We start from the raw sequence: 22,672 nt of genomic DNA, 5'->3' as shown, positions 1-22,672 counted from the left end.
GGGCGTCGCGCACCGGGGGTCACTCCTCCCGGTCCTCATCGGCCTCGTCCTCCCATTCGTCTTCGTCGACGTCCTCTTCTTCGTCTTCGGTGTTGCCGTCCTCGTCGTCCGCGGCTTCGTACTCGTCGTCGTTCTCCGCGTCCTCGTCCTGGGCTGCCTCTTCCTCTTCCTCCTCTTCCAGGGCTTCTTCGTGTGACATGACGACTTCGCCGTCCCGGATCTCGCCGCGCCAGCCCTCCGGCTCTTCCTCGGTGAGAGTGACGTACCGCTGGAAGTGCTTGAAGTCCAGCCGCATCCGGCGGCCCTGAGCCCGCCACAGGTTGCCGGTCTTCTCGAAGAATCCGGACGGAAAGTACTCCACGACCAGGACGATGCGCGTCAGTGTCGGTGCGAGTTCGTGGAAACTGACCGCACCTTTGGTCGACCCTTTGGCGCCTTCCGAGGTCCAGACGATCCGGTCGTCCGGGATCTGTTCCTGGACAGTCGCTTTGAAGCTGCGGGAGGAGGGGCCGACCTTGACCTTCCAGTCACTGGTCATCTCGTCGCTCTTCGAGACGCCGTGAACACCCTTGGTGAAGCTGCTGAACTCCTCGTACTGCGTCCAGTAGTCGTAGGCCGTGCGAAGGGGCACGCCGACGTCGAGAACCTCGATGATGTTCATGCTCTTGCCGCTGCTACCGGACTTGCCCTTGCCGCCGCCGAACGCTTCCTTGGCCTTGTCCACCACGCTGTCCTTGATGCCCTTGGCCTTCTCGGACAAGAACGCCTTCACGGGGGACTCGCCCCCAAGGATGCGCGAGCCGACTTTGAGCAGCGACCCGCCGTTGTCGGCGACGTCGGTGAGCTGATCAGTGACATCCGTGAGCTTGTCGCCGGCCTTCTCCGCAAGCCGTTCGACCTGTGAACCGACGAAACCAGACAACGCTTCGCCCAGTCCGCCCAACCCCGCCTCCACGTCCGGCTGCTTCGTCTGCTTCCCGGCCATGGCGGACTACCTCCGGCGATCGGCGCGCGTGGACGTCTTCTTCGCCGCCCGCCCTGAAGCCGCCGCCTTCTTCGCGGGGGCCCGCTTCGTGGTGGCGGACTTCTTTGCCGGGGCTGCCTTCTTCGCTGCCGGCTTCGACGCGGAGGTCTTCTTCCTCCGGGCCGGCTCCTTCGCCGCTGCCCTGGAAGAACTCCGGTCGGAGGGTGGCCTCTCACGCCTGGACCCGGTATCCCTGCCGGACCGAGTCGGCTTCCGGGAGCTTCTCCGGCGCTGCGGGCGCTCGCGTTCTGGTTCCTCCTCCTCTTCCTCCTCCTCTTCCTCCTCCTCTTCCGGCTCTTCCTCGTACTCCTCCTCCGGTTCCTCCTCGTCCTCGTACTCCTCCTCCGGCTCTTCCTCTTCTTCCTTCATCCCGAGGCTGGCCGTGCGGTCACGCAGCGTGTCCGCAAGCGTCCCCATGCTGCGCGTGGCAGCAGCTGTCACTGCCTTGCGGCCGGCCTCGAGGACCTCGCCCTTCAGCTGGTCCTGCAGTTCGGCGACCTGGGGAATCTCCCCCAGCCTGCGCATTCCCTCGACAGCGAGCTGGCGCGGCTCAAGCCCGAACCGTCTGCCCGCCAGATACGTCCCCAAGCTCAGGGCGAGCCTGCCCTTCTTCGTACGGCCCAGCACGTAACCGCCGGCGATCGCCGCGGCGAGAGCCATCTTGGTCTGATCGTCCATGCGCACGTCACCTTCATCGTTCCCTCAGGGACCCGCCCGTGCCGCACAAACTGCTGCTACCAGTGGTCTCTGCCCTACGGCGGCCCACAGCAGCCGATTCTTGGAGCGCACCGAAAGGAACCTGGTCCTGCTCACGTCGGGCGGGGCCGGCCATCTACGGCTCGGTGATTGCGGCCACGACGGGGTCGGTCGCCTCGGCACGAGAGCCATCGCTCAATGCCGGTCCTCTACTCACCAGTTTCGCCCGAATCCATGCGGTCGCATCTTGAGAAGTTGCGCGTCCTGCTGGGGACGCGGGGCAACTGCGGCAGTCCGGGGTCGTCGCCGGTCGCCGGCCGTCAGACCAACTGCTCCACCAGACCCGTGGACGGCAGACACTTGATGTGTGCCGTGACGATGACGCGGCAGTTGTGTCCTACTACTGCCCGGCGCGGTTCGGCCGGCGTTCCAGCAGGTCCGGGAGACCGGTGTTCCAGCAGGTCCGGGAGAAGGGCCCGAGAGCATGCCTGGCGCAGGAAGGTTGTGCAGGTGACATCGCCTGCCGGTGTCGGTTCACATCCCGCCTCCCCCACCCCGGAGGTGGCACTGGACGACGCCACCTTGGTGGTCCGTGCCCGCGACGGCGACATACGGGCCTTCGAGGTGCTGGTGCGCCGCTACCAGGGTCCGATGTACCGCTTGGCACTGCATATGCTCGCGAGCCGGGGCGACGCCGAGGATGTGGTGCAGGAAGTGTTCCTGACCGCCTGGCGACGACTCGGGCAGTTGCGGGACGGCAGAGCTTTCGTGGGCTGGCTCTACCGGACGACGACCAATCGGTGTCTGAACATCATCCGGGCACGCAGACCTGTCACGGAAGCCGACCTGGACCGTCGCGAATCCATCGATGCAGCGGGGTCGCCCGAGCGGGCGGCACAGGTCAGTGAGCAGTTGATCGCGCTCGCAGCGGCGCTCACACGGCTGACGCCCGAACAGCGTGCCTGCTGGCTGTTGCGGGAGGTTCACGGGCTCTCCTACGAAGACATCGCCAGGGCCACGGGCACGACTCAGACGGCAGTGCGCGGACGCATAGCGCGCGCTCGAGCGCAGTTGGCGGAGGCGATGTCCCCATGGAGATGAGCGACGCCCGGAGCTACGTGCTGCCGTGCGGCCGCGATGTCGAGACGGTGTGGGAACGGCTCGATCCGACCAACGACAACGTCGCTGACGCGCATCAGCTCACGTGCGAGTACTGCACTGCGACTCGGGAGAGCCTGATGGCGCTTCGGGCGGTGACGGGCGAGCTGGCATCGCAGGAGACCGGGCCTTCGCTGGGCCTGACCGGCCGGATCATGTCCGCGGTACGCGCAGAGGTCCGCCGTCACCACATGCTCCCGCTGCCCAGCACGGAGCCGGGCGGCGTGCGCATCAGCGAGCAAGTGGTCGCTGCGGTGCTGCGGCGCGCCGCCGATTCCGTCGACGGTGTACGCGCTCGTCGCTGCCGGATCGCCGTCATTGAGGCGGGCCGCGCGATGGAGGTGTCGATGAGCCTCGCGGTGGCCTACGGCAGGTTCTCCGTCAACGCTGTCGACGAGGTGCGCGAGCGGGTACGGGCAGCCGCCGCAGCGCGGGTCGGGATGCCCCTGGCGCGTCTGGACCTGACCGTGGAGGACGTCTACGACGCATGACACCGCCGCGATCGGGCAGCAGACCGTTGAGAGAGACCGCAGCACAAGGACACGGTGCTCGCCATGACAACGACCGTGCCGGACGACAAGGCAGGGGTTCCCCGCTTCCAGTGGGTCATCGCCGAGCCCGTGATCGCCGCCGTCGCCGCTCGAGCCGCTGTCGGCGTCCCGGGTGTCGTGCGCCTCGAACCCGGCTTGACCGGGCTCGCCTCCCAGGTGGCCCGATCAACACGCCAGAAGATCAAAGGCCTTGCCCCGGCCTCGACCGAGGGCGTGAGAGTCACGGCCGACCGCCGCTCGGTCGTGCCATCGATACTGCGCGTGTCCGTCGACCTGGTCAGCGCCGGTGGGCACCAGGCTGCGGCGGTGGCACAAGCCGTCCAGCGCGAGGTCACGCGTGCTGTCGCCGACGCCACAGGTCTCACCCCACAGGCCGTCGTGGTGTCGATCATGGACATGGAGATGGACATGGACATCGGCATGGACGGGACCGGTGTGTGGTGACACCGCGAACAGAGATGACCCGCTCGCTCCTGGCCGCCCTGGGCAAGGTCCCCGGCTTGCGCCCGGCAACGCCCTCAACCACCCACATCGGCTCGCGCGTGCCGTGGAACCTCGACTCCTTGGCCGTGGGCATCAACCACGGGTTCATCGAGATCCGAGTCGTCGCCCTGGCGCTCCCCCTGCCTCCGGTCCTTCGCGAAGCCGAGGCCGCCGTGCACATGGCCGTCAGGGACACCCGGTGGAAGGACGCCAGGCTGCGCCTGGTCGTCACCGACATCGACGCCGCCGCCTTCACTCCTCTCGATCACGCCGGCGACGCCGCTGCCTGAGAGGGCCATGACGTTCTCCCTCGGCACGGGTCCTTCAGGTGTGACGAGCGCGGAGCTGCCTCGTCCAGACCAGGGAACCGAGGAGAGCACCATGACGAACCCCTCCACCGCGAACAGCGCCGAGCACTCCACTTTCGCCGCGGGTGACTCGGCCAAGACCACCGCCGGCGCACCAGAGGCCTCCACTGCACAAGCATCCGGGCAGGGCAACACTGCCATCGCCGACGTCGTCGTCCAGAAGATCTCCGGGATCGCCGCCCGCGAGGTACCCGGCGTGTACGAGCTGGGCGGCGGAGCGGCGCGTGCGTTCGGTGCGGTCAAGGGACGTATCCCCGGAGCCTCCGCCAGCGCCGGCCAGGGTGTCTCCGTCGAGGTCGGTCAGAAGCAGGCGGCCGTAGACCTGCAGATGCTGGTCGAGTACGGCGTGTCCATCCCCGATCTGGCCCAGGACGTCCGCAACAACGTCATCGACGCCGTTGAGCAGATGACCGGCCTGGAAGTCGTCGAGGTCAACATCAATGTCAATGATGTCCATATCCCCAGTGAAGACGGTGACGGCGACGACCAGGGGACTGGAGACCGCGTGCAGTAGCCGCCAGACACGGACCCACACCAAGGAGAATCCGACATGACGTCCACTCAGATGGGGCTGCTGACAGGTCTCGTACTCGGCCTCGCCGCCGCGTTCGGTGGTTTCGACGCTTTCCTCATCGTCCTCGTTCTCGGAACGGTCGGGCTGCTGGTGGGGCGTTACCTCGACGGCAAACTCGACCTCGCCCAGTTCACCGGCCGTGACAGGGACGACTTCCATGGACACCGCGACCACCACGTCGGTTGAGGCCGAGACCCGCGCGGCCACATCAGTCGAGGCCGGGACCGGCACGGCGCAACGCGGCCGCACAACCATCTCCGACCGCACTGTCGAACGCATCGCCGCCCGGGTGTTGACCGAAGTCGAGCACATCGGCGGGACCGTCGGCCGGGTGCTCGGCATATCGGTCCCTGGGCAACGCCCGGAAGACCCTGCCCGGGTCACCGCGAAGGTCAGTGACGACTCGGACGTGGCGCTCGACGTTCGCCTGTCCGTCGTCTATCCGGAATCCGTCGCCCACGCCACCGAGGACGCCCGCGCACACGTGGTGCGCCGGGTTGCGGACCTCACCGGTCTGACCGTGACCCGCGTGGACATCACCGTCACAGCGCTGCGTCCCCCCGACTCCTCCACCAGGAGGGTCCTGTGAAACGCCGACCTCGCCGCACCATTCCCGCCACGCTCACCGCGCTGGTCCTGCTCGCCGCGTGCGTCCTGACCGCCATCGTGGCCATTCAGTCGATCATCGGTCGGCGCCCGCTCGTCAGCTACCGCTCGGTCACCGACGCCCTGAACGGCCTCCATTGGAACGACACCGCCGTCCTCGCCGCGGGTGCCGCAGCTGTCCTCCTCGGTTTCGTCCTGCTGCTTGCGGCATTCCTGCCGGGGAAACCGACCGTCCTGCCGCTCACCGGGGACGTGGACGCCGGCGTCACCAGGCGAAGCCTGCGCCGCGCCCTGCAGAACACCGCCGCGAGTGTCGACGGGGTCAGCAGAGCAAAGCTGAAACTGGGACGCCGCACGATCACCGCCCGTATTCGCACGGACCGGACCAACACCGCGGGACTCACCCGTGCTGTCCGCGGCGCCCTCGACCAGCGCCTCGACGAGGTCACCCCACTCACCCGTCCGGCAACGAAGATCAAGCTCCATGCCACCAGGAACGCACCATGACCAGCCTCAACCGCCCGGCCCGCCTCAACCGCGCCCTGCTGGCCGTCTTCGGCCTCCTTCTGCTCGGCTCGGGCTTCTTCGCCGTGGCGGCTCACTTCAGCCGACTCGGCTTCCTCGATTCAGGCGCCCCACTCATTCCCGCCACCGCCGACCCGCCCACCTGGATGCTGTGGGTGACCGCCGCCACGGCCGTCATTCTGGGACTGCTCGTCCTGCGCTGGCTCGCCGCACAACTTGCCCGCCGCCCCAAGACCCGCACATGGCATCTCGAGCACAACCCCGAAGAGGGCAACACCGAACTGACCGCCAACACTGCCACCGCCCCCTTCCTCAGCGACGTCGCCACCTACCCGGGCGTCCACCACGCCCGCGCCACCCTCGCCGGAACCAGCCGGAATCCCACCCTTGCCATAGTGATCAGCACCGAACAAGGCGGTGATCTGACCACCATCAACCACCGCCTCAACACCCACGGGCTGCCCCGGCTGCGACGAGCACTCGACCTCGACGAGCTCCCGTTCACCGTCGAATACCGCTTCACCACCCACACCGGCGCCCGCGCACGCTAGGGGGTGTCCGAGGAGTCAGCCGAGGTGTAGCGAAAGCGGGCCCAGAGGGGAAGGACGAACCAGCAGGCGAGGTACCAGGCGAAAACCCCGGCAACGAGGTAGGGCACGAAGCCGTCGTGCGTTGCCGTGCGCAGGATCAGGAACAGCGCCGAGATCAGAGTGGCGAGCAGCAGCACCAACCCCAGGAACGTGAGTCGCGACGCCCATGCGACCACCAGCGGCTTGATACGCCGCCCTGAAACGATGCGATGAAACGCCACCGGGCCGATGAGGGCTCCCGTGGCCAGAGCGCCCAGGACGACCGTCACGATGTAGATGGTCTTGTCGGTTTGGCCCAGCTTCTGGAAGGCGGGCGTGAACACGACCGTGAGCAGAAAGCCGAACAGGATCTGCACGCCGGTCTGCGTGACCCGTATCTCCTGCACGAGTTCTTGCCAGCGACGGTCCGCCCGCTCGTCCTCCGTCTCCTCCCGACTGTCGCTCCGACCAGCCTCACCGGATGCACTGCCTCTGTCCATGACGCCTCCTCCACCGTGCCGGTCGCACCCTTGTACCCCGCGCGAAGGAAGCCAGGCCGATCAAGTCGTACGAGTATGACCATCACTCAGGGGGCGGCCGTCTCGAACCGACAGCGCGGGCCTCATCGACGCACCCGCACCCTCCGGGGCTTGGTCAACCAGCCGGCCCGCCGCGCCCGATCCGCACCCCCAGCCCGTCCAGCAGCACCTCCAGCGCCGCCCGGAAGACGCGCTCCCCCGTCATCGTCGCCATATGGGCCGAGCTGCGCGCGATCGACGGGTAGCGGGACGGGTCGACTGCCACGTACTCGCGGGTCCAGGCCGCCTCGTCACCCGCCTGTGCCGCCGGGTCGAGGGTGGCGAAGGCGGCGTCCATGCCGGACCAGGCGAGGGTGAAGTCTCCGTAGACGCGGTGCAGGAGGGCGGACTGCTCAGGGTCGCAGCCCGCTTCGGCGAAGGCGGTCAGGATGTGCTCGACGATCCGCATCTCCGCGGGTCGCCGCGTTGTCCGGTACGTGGCGACGACCGCGGCCGCCGGATGCCGCAGGGCGGTCTCGCGAGAGGCGACCGCCAGGTCGCGCAGGGTCGTCCGCCAGTCGCCGGGTGCCGGCGCGAAGGTTTCCAGGATCTCCTCGAAGAGCCGGTCCGCGAGGAGGAGGTGCAGCTCGTCCTTGTCCGCGACATGCCGGTACAGCGCCGACGGGTCCACGCCGAGCCGGGCCGCCAGCTTCCTCACGGTCAGCGCCTCCGCGCCGTGTTCGTCGCAGAGCGCCAGTGCCGCGTCCACGATGATCGGCGCGTCCAGGACCACCTTGGGCGGCCGCCCCCTGCCCCGTACCACCGTGCCTTCCGATCCCATGCACCCGATGAGACCAGGCCACGACACCTCCCGGCAAGCCCGTGATCCCACCCGGGAGAATATTTTTCCCACACTGTTGACTTATTCGGTCGGCGGGCGCTTTCCTTCCCTCACCCCGGAACGAGGAGGACCGCGCATGGACGACGGCCAGAACCCCCGCCACGACGAGTTCCGCAAGACCCTCCGCACCCGCCACGGCGTGATCATCGCGCTCGCCAACATCAGCCCCACCGTCTCCATCGGCATCGGACTCGGCTTCCTCGCCGCCGTCGCCGGGACCTCGCTCCCCGCCGCGTTCCTGCTGGCGGCGCTCCCGATCCTCGCCGTGTCCGGCGGCTACGCCCGCCTCGCCGCCCGCGACCCCAACTGCGGCACCGCGTACGTCTGGGTCCGCCGCGCACTCGGTCCGTGGGCCGGCTATCTCACCGGCTGGACCTCGGTCGCCACCAACATCATGTTCCTCTCCTACGCGGGCCAGCTGACCGGTCAGTTCACCCTCCAACTTGCCCACGAGACAGGGCTGTTCAGCACGCAGTCGACACTCGCGGTCACGCTCACCGGTCTGCTGTGGACCGGCCTGATCGTGATCGGCGCGGTGCGCGGCGTGAAGGACGCGACCGCCGTGCAGTCGGTGCTGCTCGGCCTGTCCGCGGTGGTCGTCCTGACGGTCGTCGTGACCGCCTTCGTACGCGGGGACGCCGCTCCCGTGCAGGTGTCCTGGTTCTCGCCGTTCGCCTTCCCCGACACGCTCACCCTGCTCAGCGCCACGGTGCTCGCCGCGTACATGTTCTGGGGCTGGGAGAGCGCCTTCAGCGTGGTCGAGGAGAACGCCGAGGCGCGGTCCTCGGGCCGGGCCGGGCTGATCGCGATCGTGGTCACACTGGTGCTGTTCCTGATCGGCGCGGCCGGCTTCCTGCACGCGCTCACGCCCGGGCAGCTCACCGACCCGCTCGCCGGGATCACCGAACTCTCCCGCACCTTCTACGGAACCGGCGGCGCGATCGCCGCGATCGCCGCGATGCTCGCCGCCACCGTCGCCTGCATGCAGTCCTCGGTGATCGCCGGTTCCCGGCTCACCCTGGCGATGGGCCGCGACGGTGTGCTCGGTCCCAGCTGGGCCCGGCTGCACCCGTCCCGCCGGACCCCGGTCACCTCCACCCTGCGCACCGCCGGGCTCGCGGTCGCGCTCTCCGTGGCCGGGCTCGCCGTCGGCGAACTCTCCGAGGTCGTGCTCGCGGTCGTCAACTCGGTCGGCATCCTGGTGTCGTTGATGTACGGCATCGGAGGCTGGGCGTGCGTGATCACCTTCCGGCACGAGCTGCGTGGCGGACGCCTGCGCGACATCCTCGCCGTGGGCGTCCTGCCCGCGCTCGGCGGAACGGCGCTGCTCCTCCTCGGCGGTCTGGTCGCCTACCTGCAGTGGACCTCCGTCGACCACATGGCCTTCGACCCGGAGAACGGGCGCTTCCTCACCGCCCTCCCGCTCGGCGCCGTCCTCCTCGGCGTCCCCGCCGCCTTCTGGACCCGCTACCGGCGCAAGGCCGCCTACTTCACCCAGCCCGCGTCCCCGCTCGCCCCCGCACCCGCATCCGTATCCGCAGCCGCACCCATGTCCGCTTCCTCGTCCACTGGAGTCTCCGCGTGAGCACCGCCCCCGATCTCGTCCTCCTCAACGGCACCGTCTGGACCGCCGGACCCGTCCGCGCCCGCGCCTCGGCGCTCGCGGTCGCCGGCGACCGGATCACCGCGGTCGGCAGCGACCGCGAGATCCGCGAGCTGGCCGGGCCCCGTACCGAAGTCGTCGATCTGGACGGGCGGTTCGTACTCCCCGGGTTCACCGACGCGCATGTGCACCCCGTGTTCGCGGGCATCGGGATGCTCGGCTGCGACCTGTCCGGTGCGCGGGACGTGGACGCGTACCGCAGGATCATCCGGGCGTACGCGGCCGCGCATCCGGAGGAGGAGTGGATCGTCGGCAGCGGCTGGTCGTTCGACGCGTTCCCGGGCGGGCTGCCGCCCCGTGGGCTGCTGGACGCGCTGGTGCCCGACCGGCCCGCGTACTTCCCGGTGCGGGACGGGCACTCCGCCTGGGCCAACGCCCGAGCGCTCGCCCTGGCCGGCGTCGACCGCGACACCCCGGACCCGGCGGACGGCCGTATCGAACGCGGCCCGGACGGCGAGCCGACCGGTGTGCTGCACGAGGGCGCCATGGGGCTGGTCGGCGACCGTACCCCGCCGGTCTCCGCCGCACGGGCCCGCGCCGGACTCCTCGCCGCCCAGGCGCACCTCCACTCCCTCGGCATCACCGGCTGGCAGGACGCGCTGGTCGGCGCGTACGGCGGCAACTCCGATCCGCTCGACACCTATCTGGCCGCCGACGCGGACGGCTCGCTCACCGCACGTGTCCGCGGCGCCCTCTGGTGGGACCGCGAAGCCGGCCTGGAGCAGATCGAGTCGCTGCTCGCGCGCCGGGCGAAGGCGGCCGCGCAGGGCGGGCGGCGGTTCACCGCGGGCAGCGTGAAGATCATGCAGGACGGCGTGGTGGAGAACTTCTCCGCCGCCATGCTGGAGCCCTACCTGGACTCCTGCGGCTGCCCCGGCGACAGTCTCGGGCTGTCCATGGTCGATCCGGCGCTGCTCCGGGAGGCCGCGGTCCGCCTGGACGCCGAAGGCTTCCAGATCCACTTCCACGCCCTCGGCGACCGCGCCGTCCGCGAGGCCCTGGACTCCCTGGAAGCCGCCGTCGCGGCCAACGGCCACACCGGCAACCGGCATCACCTGGCCCACCTCCAGGTCGTCCACCCCGACGACATCCCGCGCTTTCGCACCCTGCGCGCCACCGCCAACATCCAGCCGCTGTGGGCCGCCCACGAACCCGCCATGGACGACCTCACGCTGCCCTTCCTGGGCGCGGAGCGCGGCGCCCTCCAGTATCCGTTCGGCGCACTCCACGCGGCGGGCGCGACGCTCGCGGCCGGCAGTGACTGGTTCGTCTCCAGTCCCGACCCGATGCACGGCATCCACGTCGCCGTGAACCGCCAGGTCTGGCCGGAGGAACTGGGCGAGCCCGAACCACGTCCCCCGTTCCTGCCGCACCAGCGCCTCACCCTCACCGACGCGCTCGCCGCGTACACGGCGGGTTCGGCCTGGGTGAACCACCAGGACGAGGCCGGCGTCCTCGCCCCCGGGCGGCTCGCGGACATGGCGGTGCTGGACCGGGACCCGTTCGCCGTCGCACCCGGGGAGCTGCACGGCATCCGGTACGTACGGACGTACGTGGGCGGCGCCCCGGTGCACGTCGCGGACTAGGGGGTGTCCGGTGGGTCAGGCTTCAGGGACCGTCCGGGGGGGGGCGGTCCCTGAAGCCGGTCGGCCGGGCCGGAAGACCCCGGGTGACCGCCCGCCCCGGACGGTGCGTCAGATCATGACGAGCCGGTCCACCAGCAGCTCCACCCTTCGCCCGGCGTCCCCCGGCGGCAGCCGTCCCGCCCGGGTCAGGGTCGCCAGCCCGTGCAGGGCCGCCCAGAACACCTCGGTGAACAGCGCCGGGTGGACGCCGTCCCCGGCGACCTCGCCGAGGCTCTCCAGCAGGGCGGCGAAGGCGTCCTTCAGCGGCTCCGGGGTGTCCTCCTTCGCGAACGCCAGGCCGCCGTCGAGCTGGAACATGGCGTCGTAGACCGCCGGGTTGCGTTCGGCGAAGTCGAGGTAGGCGCGGGCGACGGTGGTGACCCGGGCGCGCGGGCCGTCCGCGGCGGAGGCCGCGGCCCGCAGCGCCGCGGCCATCTCGGCGGCACCCTCGAGGGCGACGGCGCCGATGATCTCGCGCTTGCCGCGAAAGTGGCTGTAGAGGACGGGCTGGCTGTACTCGATGCGCTCGGCGAGCCGGCGGGTGGTGACCGCGTCCCAGCCCTGCTGCTCGGCGAGTTCGCGGGCCGTCGCCAAGATGAGGCGTTCGCGTCCCGCCCGTTCGCGCTCCTTGCGTTCCTGTACCGACATGATTCGATCCTAGCACCGCTAGACAATCGAGCGGCAGCAGCACTAGCGTTGCCTCATCACCTAGCAACGCTAGATCCGAGGAGTGGTCATCATGCTCAATGCACTCGAGGTCTTCACCACCGTGGTCGTCGGCGTGATGGTGGGCGTGGAGTTCTCCGTCGCCTTCTTCGTCAACCCGATCCTTGACGGGCTCCCCGGCGACAACGGCCTGCGCGGCCGCACCCACGGGGCCCGGCTGCTCGGCGCCGTGATGCCGTTCTGGTACATCGGCTCGCTCGTCCTCGCCGCAGTCTGGGCCATCGCCGGATGGGACCACCACGGCGCCGGTCTCGTCGTCACCGCCGCCGCGCTGCTGACCCTCAGCGTGGTCATGTCGATCCTGCTGCTCGTCCCGATCAACAACCGGGTCAAGACGTGGACCGCCGAGGGCCTGCCGGCCGACTGGAAGCAGCAGATGAACCGCTGGGACCGCTTCCACTACGTCCGCGTCGCCGTCATCGTCGCCGCGTTCGCCCTGCTGGCCGCCGCCCTCGCCTGAACGCGTGGGCCGAGACCGCGCAGGTGGCGCGCACTCGGGGTGACTCGTGCACTCGTGCAGCGGCATCGTGCGTCGGGGCACGATTCGCCCGTCCGGTCGCGGCCGCTTCCTCGTTCGCGGCCTGTTCGGACCGCAGCCGCGGGCCCGCTTGACTTCGAGGGCACTCGAATTCGTAGCGTGCCGTCATGAGCGACAGCACCACGCCGCAGCGCAAGATCGGTTCGGGCTTCGGCGCCCGGAGCAGCACCGACGATGTCCTCGCGGGCATCGACCTCACCGGTCGGCTCGCCCTGGTGACGGGTGGCTACTCGGGCATCGGCGTCGAGACCACACGCGCACTGACGAAGGCCGGCGCCCGTGTCGTCATCCCGGCCCGCCGGGTCGGCGCGGCACAGGAGAACCTGGCCGGGATCGACGGTGTCGAGGTGGACGAACTGGACCTCGGCGACCTGGACAGCGTGCGCGCCTTCGCCGAGCGGTTCCTCGCCTCGGGCCGCACCCTGGACATCGTCATCGACAGCGCGGCGATCATGGCCTGCCCCGAGACCCGGGTCGGGCCGGGCTGGGAGGCCCAGTTCGCCACCAACCACCTCGGCCACTTCGCCCTCGTCAACCGCCTGTGGCCTGCGATCGAACCGGGCGGTGCCCGCGTCGTCTCGGTCTCCTCCACCGGCCACCACTCCTCCCCCGTCCGCTGGGACGACGTCCACTGGCGCCACGGCTACGACAAGTGGGAGGCGTACGGACAGGCCAAGACGGCGAACGCGCTGTTCGCCGTGCAACTCGACCGTCTCGGCCGGGAGCGGGGTGTGCGGGCCTTCTCGGTGCACCCTGGTGGCATCCTGACTCCCCTTCAGCGGCATCTGCAGAAGCAGGAGATGGTCGAGCGGGGCTGGATCGACGAGGACGGCAACCCACTCCACCCGGAGGCGTTCAAGACACCGCAGCAGGGTGCGGCCACGCAGGTGTGGGCTGCGACCTCCCCTCAACTGAACGGCATGGGCGGCGTCTACCTGGAGGACTGCGACATCGCCGAGCCCGCCCCGGCGGACGGCTCCCGGGTCGGCGTCAAGGAGTGGGCCACGGATCCGCAGCAGGCGGCCCGCCTGTGGGCACTGTCCGCGGAACTGACCGGCGTGGACGCGTTCGCCACCTGAGAGGCGCCGTCACGGATACGGCCCCCAGCGCTCCCCCGGCCGCCCTCCTCATGGCGGACGCCCCGCCACTCCCCGGGCCAGTGCTGCCCCGACGCCGTGGCCCCACCTGGGCCGCGCCATCCAGGCCGGAAGTGCCTCTACCGCCCGCCCGACACCTGCACGGGCGCGCATGGCGACGCCTGCGAGCGACCGGTCACAGCTTCTGGGACCTTCCTCTGACTCGACTTGCATCTGCCATGGATAATCGCATCAGCACTTGCAGATGCCAGATCAATAGCTCTAGCGTGTGGCGTATGCAGTCCTACACCATCGGACAGGCGGCACGTTTGCTGGGCGTCAGTCCCGATACAGCGCGCCGCTGGGCGGATGCCGGCCGGGTCGCGACCCATCGCGACGACAATGGTCGCCGTCTCATCGACGGCCGCGATCTGGCCGCCTTCTCCATCGAGGTCGCCCAGAGCGGCGGTGGAGAGGACGACGTCTCCTACACCTCCGCCCGCAACGCCTTCCCCGGCATCGTCACCGCCGTCAAACTCGGCGACGTCGCGGCCCAGGTCGAGATCCAGGCGGGCCCGCACCGGCTGGTGTCCCTGCTGACCCGGGAGGCCGTCGAGGAACTGGGACTCGAAGTCGGCATGCAGGCCACCGCCCGCGTGAAGTCGACCAGCGTGCACATCGACCGCACCTGACCCCTTGCACGACCAAGCGGCGTCGCCCGTCACCGGCGCGGCTCACCACCACCCGCAACGGACGGCACCAGGCCGGCCGTGTTCCCAAGGAGTCCCGTCTTCATGTCTCTCACGTTCACCGGACGCCGCGCCGCCGCTGCCGTACTGACCGCGGCCCTCCTGGTCCCCCTCGCCGCCTGCGGCGGCTCCAGGAAGGACGGTGGCGACGCGACGGTCACCGCGTCCGTCGGCGGTTCCCCCTCGGCCAACTTGACGGTGCTGGCAGCCGCTTCACTGACCGATGTGTTCAAGTCCGCGGGCGCCGCGTACGAGAAGAAGAACCCGGGCACGAGGATCAGGTTCTCCTTCGCCGGGTCCCAGGAACTGGTCGCCCAGGTCAAGCAGGGCGCCCCGGCCGACGCGCTGGTCACCGCCGACACCAAGAGCATGGACAGCGTGAAGGCGGACACCGCCACGCCGGCGATCATCGCCAGGAACCGGCTCGTCATCGCCACCACTGAGGGCAACCCCCACAAGGTCGACGATCTCAAGGACCTCGCGGACACGAAGCTGAAGGTCGTCCTCGCCGCTCCCGAGGTGCCGGCCGGCAAGTACAGCAAGAAGATCCTCGACGCCCAGAAGATCACGGTGAAGCCGGTCTCGCAGGAGCCGAACGTCCGGGCCGTGCTGAGCAAGGTCGAACTCGGCGAGGCCGACGCCGGGCTCGTCTACAAGACCGACGCCGCATCGGCCCCGGACAAGGTCGACGCCGTCGACATCCCGGACGCGCAGAACGCCATAGCCGCATACCCGGCCGCCGCGCTGAAGCAGTCCAAGAACGCGGAAGCGGCCGCCGCGTTCGTCGCCTGGCTGTCCTCGCCCGAGGCACAGAAGATCCTCCGGGACGCGGGCTTCCAGCAGCCGTAGTCCCGGCGACCGACGTGAAGTGGCTGCCCGTTCGGGGGAAGGGCAGCCCTCCTTCCCGCATCTCCGTCACCGCGAGTCCCAGGGATCTCCGATGAAACGCATCCGCAGTCGCGCACCGGGCCCCCGCACCCCGGTCACTCTCGCGATCCCCGCGCTGCTGGCCGTCGCGTTCCTGTTGCTGCCGCTGGTCGGGATCCTCGCACGGACACAGTGGGGTGAACTCGGGGACCATCTCACGAGCCCCGGAACCACCGAGGCGCTGCGGCTCTCCCTGATCGTCTCGTTCTGGGCGCTCGGGCTCTCGCTGGTCCTGGGCGTACCGCTGGCGTGGCTGCTGGCCCGGGTCCCGTTCCCCGGCAAGGCGTTCGTACGGTCCCTGGTCCTGCTGCCGATGGTGCTGCCGCCGACCGTCGGCGGTGTCGCGCTGCTGCTCGCCTTCGGCCGGCGCGGGCTCCTCGGCCCCTGGCTGGAGAACACGTTCGGCATCACGCTGCCCTTCCACACCTCGGGGGCGGTCTTCGCCGCGACGTTCGTCGCCATGCCGTTCCTCGTCATCAGCCTCGAAGGGGCGCTGGGCGGGCTGCGGCCCCGCTACGAGGAGACCGCGGCCTCACTCGGTGCCTCGCCGGTGCGGGTGTTCTTCACCGTCACGATGCCCATGGTCGCCCCCGGCCTCATCGCCGGCGCCGCGCTCACCTGGGCGCGGGCGCTGGGCGAGTTCGGCGCGACCATCACGTTCGCCGGCAACCTGCCCGGCACCACCCAGACCTTGCCCCTGCAGGTCTATCTGCTCCTCCAGGACGCGCCCGAAGCGGCGACCTCGGTCTCCCTCCTGCTGCTCGCCATCGCCATGCTCGTCCTCATCGCTCTGCGCGGCCGCTGGACCGGCACACCCTCCGACCGCACGCCCGCACCCGTGCCCGCGGTGGACGACGCCGAACCGGGTGTGGCCCCGGCCTCCGTTCCCCGGCCCGTCGACCAACGGCGCGAGGCTCCCCGGGAACTCTGGTCCCTGCATGCCGAGATCACCGGCTTCAACCGACTCACGCTGGACGCCGAACCGGGCACCACGATCGCCGTCGTCGGCCCCAACGGCGCCGGCAAGACCACGCTCCTGCGCGCCCTCCTCGGCCTCACCCCGCGCGCCCACGCCGAACTCCGGCTCGGAGACACCGACGTCACCGCACTCCCCCCGCACCGCAGAGGTGTTGCCTGGGTCCCGCAGGACGGCGCCCTCTTCCCCCACCTGAGCGCCCTCGCCAACACGGCCTACGGCCTGCGCGCCCACGGCGTCCCGCGCGCCGAGGCCCGTCGCAGCGCCCAGGAGTGGCTCGACCGGCTCGGCGTCGGCCATCTCGCCCACCGTAAACCGGCGCAGGTCTCCGGCGGTCAGGCCCAGCGGATCGCGCTGGCCCGCGCGCTGGCCGCCCACCCCAGGCTCCTCCTGCTCGACGAGCCTCTCGCCGCCCTCGACCAGACCACCCGCGCCCATGTCCGGCACACCCTGCGCAGCCATCTCGACGGCTTCGGCGGCGTGTGCCTGATCGTCACGCACGACCCCGTCGAAGCCGTCGCACTCGCCGACCGGGTCCTCGTCCTCGACGAAGGACGCGCCCTCCAGGACGCCCCGCCCACCGAGGTCACCCGTCACCCGCGTTCCCCCTGGGTGGCCCGCATGCTCGGCCGCAACGCCTGGCCGGGCACCGCCACCGCGGAAGGCATCCGGCTCACCGGCGGCGGCACGCTCGTCGTGGCGGACCAGCTCCCGACGGGCACGGACGCGCTCGCGATCATCGCGCCGGAAGCGGTCGCCGTCCACCGGGACAAGCCCACCGGCAGCCCCCGCAACGTATGGCCCGGCACGGTACGGGAGATCACCACCAGTGGAAGCCGGCTCCGCGTCCTGATCGCCTCGGAGCAGGCACCGGACCTCGTCGCCGAGATCACCCCGCAGGCCGCCGCCGAACTCGGCCTCGCCGACGGCACTCCGGTGTGGACCAGCGTCAAGGCGACCGAACCGACCGTAGTGGCCCTCTGAGCCGATCCCCCGGCCCGAACGCGCCCCGAGCCACACGTGTGGAGTGCTTGAACAGGCGGTGGAGTGGCTCAGTGCCTTCCAGCGCGCGTGCGGGTCTGGTGGGTGTGGTGGTAAGTGACCAGCCAGGGAAGGGGTTTGGGTCCGAAGGCCGTCGACTTCTGGGGCATCAGGATGCCGTTGCCCGCCAGGTCGTGGACGTCCGCCTCCGTCGGTGGGGCGAGCAGGACGAGGGTGCCTCCGGCCGGAACGGGTTGCGGTCCCCGAGGCGTTCCGTGGAGGTAGGAGATCTGAGGGCTGCTCAGGGCGCCCCGCCATACCCGGTCGATGAACAGGTGGTGCAGTACGGCCGTGTCCAGGGAGGCCCAGGACGGGGGACGGCCGCGAAGTGCGGACCGTACGTGGTCGGCGGAGACGTCGCGGACCGACCAGTGGCGCACGCCGACACCGGTCAGGATGAACTCTCCCGGGCGCGGTACGGGGGACGGCCCGGGCCGGGTGACCTCTTCGACGGTGGCCACGGTGGAGGCGCGGGCCGCGGCCTCCTCGGCGGGGAGGCCTGGCAGGTGGCGGTGGATGGCCCGCAGGCCGAGCGGGTGGCCCGCGGTGTCCACGACGAGTGCCGGCAACCGGTCCCAGGGCCCGGGCCGGCCGCCGAAGGTCCGGCGGTGTTCCAGCGCCGCCGCGAAGCGGTGGTGGCCGTCGGCCAGCAGGGCGGGCTGCTCGGCGAGGCCGGCGGCCACCACCGCCTGCTGGTCCGGGTCGGTGCACCGCCACAGGAGGTGACGGATGCCGTCCGGCTGGGACAGCTCCGTGTCCGGCGGGCCCGCCGTGACGGGGTCGAGCACCGAGTCCACGCCGGTGGCGCCCCGGCAGGCGAGCAGCACCGGCTCAGGGCTGCCGCCGACCGCGCGGAGGATGCTTCGCTGAACGGCCACCTTTTGCGGGAGTACGTGCTCGTGCGGGTGGACGGCCCGCTCCGCCGTGCCCAGGTCGAGTGCGCCGATCACGCCCCGCTGGAGCAGTTCCGCACCGCGGCGCTGCTCCAGCACGTAGAAGGCGGGCGTGCGGTCGCGCGCGAAGGAGTGCCGGGTCCGGCGGATTCCCAGGAAGGGGTGCAGGGCCAGTCCGGCCCCGGCTCCCCGGGCGGGGAGTGTGTCCGTTCGCAGGGTCTGTGCGGTCGTTGGCATCCCTGGTGCTCGCTGCTTCCTCGTCGGCCTGGGCCGTCCCCGGCGGGCCCGGTGTGAGGGAACCGGCCGGGGTGCGGCCTACTGGCTCAGCTTGGTGAAGGTTTCCTTGAGTCGGGACAGCACGCGCTCGACGTGGGGCAGGGCCAGCGGGTCGGCCGCCGCCAGGGACCGCTCCTGCTCCTCGGCGGTCTCGCCGTAGAGCATGCTGGTCGCCGCCTTGAAGCGGAGCGCGCCCGCGTCGTCGCCGAGGTGGTGGCCGCCCAGCACCAGGACGCCGTAGGTGTCGAGCAGGTGGCGCTGCAGGCCGGCCGAGTCGGTGACGCCGCGCCAGGCGAGGTGCGTGCGCAGCGGCTCGAAGTCCGGGTACACGTAGAAGCCGCCGGTGGGGGGACGGCAGGTGGCGCCGGCGTCCACCATGATCTCGTACACCGCTCGGGCCACTGCTCCGTGCAGTCGGGCGCTGGCCGACAACCGCTGCCGGATCTCCTCCGGTTCGGCGAAGGCGTAGGCCGCGACCTCCTGCATGGGGCCCGCCAGGGTGGACCAGACCTCGCTGGCCACCGAGGTCACCCCGTCACGGACCGACAGGCCCCAGGCGTTGTCCGGGAACCGGCACACTCCGATGCGCCAGCCGCCCAGCGCCAGCGTCTTCGACAGGCCGTTGGTGACGATGGTGCGCTCGGGCGCGACCTCGGCGGGGCTGAGGAACGGGGTGGCCGGATCGTGGACGATGTCGCGGTAGATCTCGTCGGAGATGATGACGAGGTCGAGTTCCTCGGCAGCCGCACAGATCTCGCGGACCAGGGCGGGCGGCGCGAGCGTGCCGGTCGGGTTGTCCGGCAGGGTCAGCACGACGATGCGCGGGTCGCCGCCGGCGGCGCGCGCCTGCCGTACCACGTCGCGCAGGGCGGCCGGGTCCGGGATGCCTCCGCACTCGGACGGGATGGGCACCTCGAATGCCGTCTTGCCGGCCAGTCGCGCCTGCGGGACATAGGAGTTCCAGGCCGGCCGTGGGATCAGGACGTCGCCGGGAAGCACGTGCTGAAGAGCCATCAGCAGGGGCTTGCTGCCCGGGCCGACGACGATCTGGTCCGGTCCGGTGGGCATGTTGCGGCGGCTGAAGTATCCGGCCGCTGCCCGGCGTACCGGCTCGCCGCCGGCCACCGGCCCGTAGGCGTTGCGGTCGGCGCCGCGGGCCAGCCGTTCGGTCAGCGGCCCGAAGGCGGGGAGCCGTGACTCGCCGAAGGCCAGGTGCACCACGTCGTCACCGGCCGCGCGGCGCTCTGCGACCAGTTGGTTCAGCGCGAGGTTGGGGGACGTCCGCCAGAGCGTGGCCTCAGGCATGGGCGAGCTCCTGACGGAGCCAGGCGGACGAGTCGATGTCGTCGGTGACCTGCGGCAGCGGGCCGCGGATCGCGGCGGCGATGTCGGCGGGCGCGTCGTCGGCCGGCCGGAGCTCGTCCAGCCATGCGGCGGTCTCCGAGTAGTGCGCCCGGAACGGGCGTCCGACCAGCTGCGGGTCGCGGGCCTGGAGCATGCGCAGTTGGAAGAAGCGTCCCTCCGCGCTCTCGGTGACGCCGTCGACGATCACCTTGCCGGGGGTGGCCGACATGACCGGCCCCCGGACGGTGCGGGCCAGGCCCGGCAGGGTCAGGTAGGCGGACCGGAAGATCTCGTGGGCGCGGGCGAGCGGCACCTTGAAGTACTCGTACGGGCCGGTGTCCCGCTCGACGAACATGTAGTACGGCACGGCCCCGGCAGCGAGTTCGGCGCGCCACAGGGCACTCCAGGTCTCCGCGTCGTCGTTGACGCGGGCCACCAAGGGGGCCTGGCAGTAGGCGAGGGCGCCGGTGGAGCGGATGCGGGCGATGGCCCGGCGAGCCAGGTCGGATTCCAGCTCGCGCGGGTGGGTGAAGTGCATCATCACCGCGAGGTTGCGGCCGGAGGCGACGATCTCCTCGAACAGGCGCAGTACGTCGTCGGCGTCGTTGTCGGTCACGAACCGCTGCGGCCAGTAGGCGACCGACTTGGTGCCGATGCGGATGGTCCGGACCGTGGGTACGTTCAGGATCGGTTCGAGGTGGCTGCGCAGCCGGTCGGTCGACATGATCATCGGGTCTCCGCCGGTCACGAGCACGTCGTCGATCTCGGGATGGTGGCTCAGGTACTCCACCAGGCGGCTGGGCTCCGGCACGGCGAAGCGCAGGTCGGCGTCTCCCACGAACTGGGCCCAGCGGAAGCAGTAGGTGCAGTACGAGTGGCAGGTCTGGCCCTGGCCCGGGAAGTACAGCACGGTCTCGCGGTACTTGTGCTGGATGCCGGGCATCTCGTTGCCGTCCACGGTCGGAACGTTGAGCTGCTTCTGCCCGGAGGGGTGAGGGTTGAGGCTCCCCCGGATCTGCTGGACGGTGAGGCGGAGCTCCTTCTTGGCGTCGGGATCGTCCACCAGGGCCGCGAGCCGACGCTCGTCCTCCTGACGGAGCATCCCGCTCTGCGGGAAGACCATCTGGAAGATCGGGTCGTCCGGGATGTTGTCCCAGTCGACGAGATTCGCGAGGACGTATTCGTTCACGCGGAACGGGAGTACCGCGGCGAGCGATTTTATGGACCGGGCGATGTGGTCCGGTATTCCGAACCTGTCGCGCAGCTCGTCCACATGGCGGGCGCCGTAGGCCCGGAACCTTTCCGTTTCCATAGCGGCGGGAGAAAGTGAGGGCATGCGAGTTCCTCCGGTTCAAAGCTGACCCGAGCAATTTTCTTGATCGTAGGACGACCGGGCCGACCGGAACCAGGTGGTTCGACGGCCGGCCGATAGGTCTTTCGCATACCTGGATAAACAAATCCCGCCGTGCGGGCGCGGTGTGGCGCGGGCTCAGCGGCGTGCGGGCGCCGCGTCGGCCTCCGCGAGCGCCTGCGGGGTCACGGTCCGCAGGAACGGGACGATGATCAGGAGGGTGGCGACGGTGAACACGGCGAACGCGGTGCGGATACCGAACCATTCCGCCAGGACGCCGACCAGGCCGGCGCCGAGCGGCATCGCACCCCAACTGAAGAGCCGCGCCGCGGCGTTGTAGCGGCCGAACATGGCGTCGGGGACGAGTCGCTGGCTGATGGTGCGGGAGTTGACCGTCCACAGGATGCCGCCCATGCCGCCGAGGAACGCACCGGCGGCCACGACCCAGAGGTTGGTGGAGATGACGGGGGTGGCGACCATGGCCGCGGTGCCGAGGAGGTCGGCGAACATCGACCAGCGGCGCCCCAGTACACGGTTGACGGTGGTGACGGTGAGCGCGCCGACGAGGCCACCGGCGCCGAGGGCGCTCAGCAGCATGCCGTACTCGCGGGCGTCGAGGTCCATCAGCGAGGTGGCGACCAGCGGCATCAGCGCGAGCCAGGCGCCCCAGCAGGCGGAGAGCACGGTCACGGCGAGGGCCATCAGCCGCAGCAGGCGCTGCTGCCACAGGAAGCGGACACCCTCGCCGATGCGCTGGTTGACGGTGCCGGCCGGGCGGGTGTCGTCCGCCTTCGGCTTGAACCGGCCCACGAGCAGGACCAGGATCAGGGTGCCGATCAGGTAGCCCGCTCCGGTCCAGCCCAGTGCCACGCTCGCGCCGGCGGCCACCAGGAGTCCGCCGACGAACGGCCCGCAGAACTCGTTGCAGGCGGTCTCGGCGCCGGCCACCCAGGCGTTCGCCCGTTCCTGGCCGGCCGGTGCCACGGCGGACGGGACGAGAGTGGCGGCGGAGGTCAGCGCGACCACCTCGGCGACGCCCAGCACGAGGCCGCCCGTGTACAGCGCGGGGATGGTCACGGCGTCCTGCAGCGAGAGGAACAGCAGGGCCGCGACGACGAGCATGCGGGCGATGTCCGCGATCCACAGCAGCAGACGCCGGTCGAAGCGGTCCACCAGCACGCCCACGTGCAGGGCGACGAGCAGCCAGGGCAGCGTGAGGGTGAGGCCCACGCCGGCCACCTGGGCCGGGGAGTCGGTGAGCTGCGTGGCCATGAGCGGCAGCACGACCTTGGTGACACCGTCGGCCAGGTTCGTGATCGCCGTGAAGGTCACCAGGACCGTGGTGTTGCGGTTGCTGACATCGCGCGGTGGTGCCTCCTGCGGTGTCCGGGTCAGGGGCCGGGCCTTCGTCGCCGGCGACCGCTGGTCCGTCGAACTCTCCATAGCTAACCTCCTAAGAGCCTTTGATGGTCAGTATGGCAGCGGTATGGTGGGCGTGCCGTACCAATCCGGCC

General features: G+C 70.5%; 25 protein-coding genes. 16 read left to right on the top strand and 9 right to left on the bottom strand.

Annotated features, from left to right (window positions below; translation table 11 throughout):
- Positions 1–19: 19 nt before the first annotated feature.
- Together OG766_RS34340 and OG766_RS34335 are read right to left on the bottom strand one after the other, a co-directional pair.
- The gene (locus OG766_RS34340; RefSeq protein ID WP_266384593.1) at positions 20–985 is read right to left on the bottom strand and encodes an SRPBCC family protein; all 966 of its coding nucleotides are present in this window, start codon (positions 983–985) and stop codon (positions 20–22) included.
- Between the two features lie 6 nt (positions 986–991).
- On the bottom strand, positions 992–1,702 hold the full coding sequence (locus OG766_RS34335) for a histone protein (protein WP_266384596.1): 711 nt from the start codon (positions 1,700–1,702) through the stop codon (positions 992–994).
- A gap of 528 nt (positions 1,703–2,230) precedes the next feature.
- Here OG766_RS34335 and OG766_RS34330 point away from each other — a divergent pair.
- From OG766_RS34330 to OG766_RS34290, 9 genes are all read left to right on the top strand, one after another.
- The gene (locus tag OG766_RS34330; protein WP_266384599.1) at positions 2,231–2,821 is read left to right on the top strand and encodes an RNA polymerase sigma factor; all 591 of its coding nucleotides are present in this window, start codon (positions 2,231–2,233) and stop codon (positions 2,819–2,821) included.
- Positions 2,812–3,369 carry a hypothetical protein gene (locus tag OG766_RS34325; RefSeq protein WP_266384601.1) on the top strand — a complete coding sequence of 186 codons (558 nt, stop codon included), beginning with the start codon at positions 2,812–2,814 and terminating at the stop codon, positions 3,367–3,369. The genes OG766_RS34330 and OG766_RS34325 overlap by 10 nt, the downstream gene beginning before the upstream one ends.
- A gap of 63 nt (positions 3,370–3,432) precedes the next feature.
- Positions 3,433–3,873, top strand: coding sequence for an Asp23/Gls24 family envelope stress response protein (locus tag OG766_RS34320; RefSeq protein ID WP_266384604.1), 441 nt, complete (start codon positions 3,433–3,435; stop codon positions 3,871–3,873).
- A 14-nt stretch (positions 3,874–3,887) separates the two neighbouring features.
- On the top strand, positions 3,888–4,202 hold the full coding sequence (locus OG766_RS34315; protein WP_266384606.1) for a hypothetical protein: 315 nt from the start codon (positions 3,888–3,890) through the stop codon (positions 4,200–4,202).
- 91 nt (positions 4,203–4,293) lie between these two features.
- Entirely contained in the window at positions 4,294–4,794 is a 501-nt protein-coding gene (locus OG766_RS34310; protein WP_266384609.1) for an Asp23/Gls24 family envelope stress response protein, read from the top strand.
- Between the two features lie 36 nt (positions 4,795–4,830).
- Positions 4,831–5,040, top strand: a complete 210-nt coding sequence (locus OG766_RS34305) for a hypothetical protein (protein ID WP_266384612.1) — start codon at positions 4,831–4,833, stop codon at positions 5,038–5,040.
- The gene (locus tag OG766_RS34300) at positions 5,012–5,443 is read left to right on the top strand and encodes an Asp23/Gls24 family envelope stress response protein (protein WP_266384614.1); all 432 of its coding nucleotides are present in this window, start codon (positions 5,012–5,014) and stop codon (positions 5,441–5,443) included. Before OG766_RS34305 ends, OG766_RS34300 begins: the two co-directional genes overlap by 29 nt.
- Positions 5,440–5,967 carry a DUF6286 domain-containing protein gene (locus tag OG766_RS34295; protein ID WP_266384617.1) on the top strand — a complete coding sequence of 176 codons (528 nt, stop codon included), beginning with the start codon at positions 5,440–5,442 and terminating at the stop codon, positions 5,965–5,967. Before OG766_RS34300 ends, OG766_RS34295 begins: the two co-directional genes overlap by 4 nt.
- Positions 5,964–6,536: a hypothetical protein gene (locus OG766_RS34290; RefSeq protein ID WP_266384620.1), complete on the top strand. Its 573-nt coding sequence runs from the start codon at positions 5,964–5,966 to the stop codon at positions 6,534–6,536. Before OG766_RS34295 ends, OG766_RS34290 begins: the two co-directional genes overlap by 4 nt.
- On the opposite strand, the gene OG766_RS34285 is transcribed toward OG766_RS34290, so the two are convergent.
- Both OG766_RS34285 and OG766_RS34280 read right to left on the bottom strand, forming a co-directional pair.
- Positions 6,533–7,054, bottom strand: a complete 522-nt coding sequence (locus OG766_RS34285; protein ID WP_266384626.1) for a DUF6328 family protein — start codon at positions 7,052–7,054, stop codon at positions 6,533–6,535. The genes OG766_RS34290 and OG766_RS34285 overlap by 4 nt on opposite strands.
- Positions 7,055–7,208: 154 nt before the next feature.
- Entirely contained in the window at positions 7,209–7,913 is a 705-nt protein-coding gene (locus OG766_RS34280; protein WP_328727129.1) for a TetR/AcrR family transcriptional regulator C-terminal domain-containing protein, read from the bottom strand.
- Positions 7,914–8,049: 136 nt separating this feature from the next.
- Between OG766_RS34280 and OG766_RS34275 the strand changes: the two genes are divergently transcribed.
- Both OG766_RS34275 and OG766_RS34270 read left to right on the top strand, forming a co-directional pair.
- Positions 8,050–9,558: an APC family permease gene (locus tag OG766_RS34275; RefSeq protein ID WP_328727128.1), complete on the top strand. Its 1,509-nt coding sequence runs from the start codon at positions 8,050–8,052 to the stop codon at positions 9,556–9,558.
- The gene (locus OG766_RS34270) at positions 9,555–11,222 is read left to right on the top strand and encodes an amidohydrolase (protein ID WP_328727127.1); all 1,668 of its coding nucleotides are present in this window, start codon (positions 9,555–9,557) and stop codon (positions 11,220–11,222) included. Before OG766_RS34275 ends, OG766_RS34270 begins: the two co-directional genes overlap by 4 nt.
- Positions 11,223–11,330: 108 nt before the next feature.
- On the opposite strand, the gene OG766_RS34265 is transcribed toward OG766_RS34270, so the two are convergent.
- Positions 11,331–11,909 (bottom strand): TetR/AcrR family transcriptional regulator, encoded by a 579-nt coding sequence (locus OG766_RS34265; RefSeq protein ID WP_328727126.1) that lies wholly within the window; start codon positions 11,907–11,909, stop codon positions 11,331–11,333.
- Between the two features lie 91 nt (positions 11,910–12,000).
- Between OG766_RS34265 and OG766_RS34260 the strand changes: the two genes are divergently transcribed.
- The 5 genes from OG766_RS34260 to OG766_RS34240 all read left to right on the top strand — a co-directional run bounded on the left by OG766_RS34260 (position 12,001) and on the right by OG766_RS34240 (position 17,237).
- Positions 12,001–12,447, top strand: a complete 447-nt coding sequence (locus OG766_RS34260) for a DUF1772 domain-containing protein (protein WP_328727125.1) — start codon at positions 12,001–12,003, stop codon at positions 12,445–12,447.
- Between the two features lie 185 nt (positions 12,448–12,632).
- Positions 12,633–13,604, top strand: coding sequence for an SDR family NAD(P)-dependent oxidoreductase (locus OG766_RS34255; protein ID WP_266384643.1), 972 nt, complete (start codon positions 12,633–12,635; stop codon positions 13,602–13,604).
- A 293-nt stretch (positions 13,605–13,897) separates the two neighbouring features.
- A complete protein-coding gene (locus OG766_RS34250) occupies positions 13,898–14,293 on the top strand; it encodes a TOBE domain-containing protein (protein WP_266384646.1) in 396 nt (131 codons plus the stop codon).
- A gap of 102 nt (positions 14,294–14,395) precedes the next feature.
- Positions 14,396–15,199 (top strand): molybdate ABC transporter substrate-binding protein, encoded by an 804-nt coding sequence (gene modA / locus OG766_RS34245; protein ID WP_328727124.1) that lies wholly within the window; start codon positions 14,396–14,398, stop codon positions 15,197–15,199.
- A gap of 91 nt (positions 15,200–15,290) precedes the next feature.
- Complete coding sequence (locus OG766_RS34240) at positions 15,291–17,237, top strand: ABC transporter permease (protein ID WP_266384652.1); 1,947 nt, start codon at positions 15,291–15,293, stop codon at positions 17,235–17,237.
- Positions 17,238–17,305: 68 nt separating this feature from the next.
- Here OG766_RS34240 and OG766_RS34235 read toward each other — a convergent pair whose 3' ends face one another.
- The 4 genes from OG766_RS34235 to OG766_RS34220 all read right to left on the bottom strand — a co-directional run bounded on the left by OG766_RS34235 (position 17,306) and on the right by OG766_RS34220 (position 22,601).
- On the bottom strand, positions 17,306–18,424 hold the full coding sequence (locus tag OG766_RS34235; RefSeq protein ID WP_328727123.1) for a DUF1015 family protein: 1,119 nt from the start codon (positions 18,422–18,424) through the stop codon (positions 17,306–17,308).
- Positions 18,425–18,502: 78 nt separating this feature from the next.
- A complete protein-coding gene (locus tag OG766_RS34230; protein WP_328727122.1) occupies positions 18,503–19,768 on the bottom strand; it encodes a pyridoxal phosphate-dependent aminotransferase in 1,266 nt (421 codons plus the stop codon).
- A complete protein-coding gene (locus tag OG766_RS34225; protein ID WP_266384659.1) occupies positions 19,761–21,143 on the bottom strand; it encodes a KamA family radical SAM protein in 1,383 nt (460 codons plus the stop codon). The genes OG766_RS34230 and OG766_RS34225 overlap by 8 nt, the downstream gene beginning before the upstream one ends.
- Before the next feature lie 153 nt (positions 21,144–21,296).
- On the bottom strand, positions 21,297–22,601 hold the full coding sequence (locus tag OG766_RS34220) for an MFS transporter (protein ID WP_266384661.1): 1,305 nt from the start codon (positions 22,599–22,601) through the stop codon (positions 21,297–21,299).
- Positions 22,602–22,672 lie beyond the last annotated feature (71 nt).

The organism is Streptomyces sp. NBC_00259, from assembly GCF_036181745.1.
Classification (GTDB): domain Bacteria; phylum Actinomycetota; class Actinomycetes; order Streptomycetales; family Streptomycetaceae; genus Streptomyces; species Streptomyces pratisoli.
This window is presented reverse-complemented; position numbering and strand designations above follow the sequence as displayed.